At 40.6% G+C, this 1,458-nt stretch carries 2 protein-coding genes; both read right to left on the reverse strand.

The genetic code is table 11. The features are described from left to right. Positions 1–30 precede the first annotated feature (30 nt). On the reverse strand, positions 31–1,017 hold the full coding sequence (locus AC4E96_RS05860) for a hypothetical protein (RefSeq protein ID WP_490255175.1): 987 nt from the start codon (positions 1,015–1,017) through the stop codon (positions 31–33). Positions 1,018–1,107: 90 nt separating this feature from the next. Then, positions 1,108–1,458, reverse strand: a 351-nt coding sequence (locus AC4E96_RS05865; protein ID WP_490255176.1) for a hypothetical protein, incomplete at its 5' end; no start/stop codon positions are given.

The raw sequence follows: 1,458 nt of genomic DNA on the forward strand, positions 1-1,458 counted from the left end.
AGGCCCTTTAAGAATAGCTGAGTAACTTGCCTACAAGTCCCACGCAGCACTAACACCAAGAGCAATCGAAGTCGTTGTTGCCTCAGGTACTGTCACAACTTTTGTCTTTTCTACACCACCTTGTGTAAATGACGATGGGCCAACAGATTCACTATCTCGTTCAGTTATTTGTAAGTTAGCATACACACCCACATTGAGTCCTTCTGAGACTTGGTAGGTTGAGCGCATTTCCGCCATTACAGTGAACTTACCGGTATCGTTAAACTCTAGCTCAGGGCTATCAGAGTTAATAATGTGACTCCATGCCGTTAATCCCGCCACCAGTTTTGCTGAGTGATGGAGTTTAGACGACTTCAGTGCGCCACTCTCAAAAGCAAGACCAGCCATGACATTGAAGTTAGAGATAATCTCTTCTGTTTGTTTAACCATGACACACTTTGTTTGGCCTTCATTTACAACACATTCGTCTTCATAATCCTGCGTTTGGGTCAATACCGAAGGGAAGTAGAACTCATTGCGCTTAAATTGGTGTAATTGGAATTCTGCACCGACAACTGCACGCCAGTGAGGATTAAGTTTGTAATGTACTAGACCCATTGTGCTAGCGTCCGTAAAGCTTAAGGAGTTTTCTTGTACTGCCGCCTCTCCTTCTTGAACCCCCGGTAAATCAATATCTAAATACCAAGTTTCTTTATCGTATTCAGGTGCAAAAGTCGCGGTCGAATCAATCGAGAAGTCATATTTGGAATTAACGGTAAACAAGCCACCAGAGCGAATATTTAAGCTCGCTACTGACCCCTCTGTACGAAGCTTGAATGGAATATCCAACCCTTCGATAACATCAGTTTGTCTTTCTTCATAATCTATATTTTGAATTCCAAACGAAAAATATGAATATCCCCAGTCATTGTGTTTTTCAATTGAGTTTTGGCTGTCATTTGCAAGTACACCTTGGGTAAAAAAGCCACTTAGTAACAATGAAGTAAGCGCTGCAAATTTTGATTTGTTAACTCGCATTTTCTAATTATTTCCATTCATAGAGTAATCGTTATTACATTGAAAAAAGAAAGGCCACATAAAGTGGCCTTTATTAATTCACATTAAATTTTACATTCTTTGTGCTTGTCTACGTGATGTAGCTGTTGCTGCATCACCGTCTGCACTCGATGTCGAAGTGAAAATATTTACCTCTGAGTCAAATGACTCTTCAACTAACACTTCATCTGTAGTTAGGTCAGTGACCTTGATTTCATCAATAGCAACATCACCGCCATTAAAGCTCAGTACAGCTTTAAAGCCTTGGTTCTCAAAACCTGCAACGCCAGTTAAGTACTTCCAGCTTGCTTGAGTTGGGTCCATGAACAAGTCCCGCTCTAACGTTTTGATCACAACACCATCAGAGTTAATAATATTTAACGTTAAGGTAGTTACATCATCGCTGAATTCATCAGCTGTACC

It is taken from the genome of Psychrosphaera sp. (assembly GCF_982872775.1).

Excerpts from the sequence above, each read along its gene's own strand:
- AC4E96_RS05860 (WP_490255175.1), bottom strand. The coding sequence starts at position 1,017 with ATGCGAGTTAACAAATCAAAATTTGCAGCGCTTACTTCATTGTTACTA.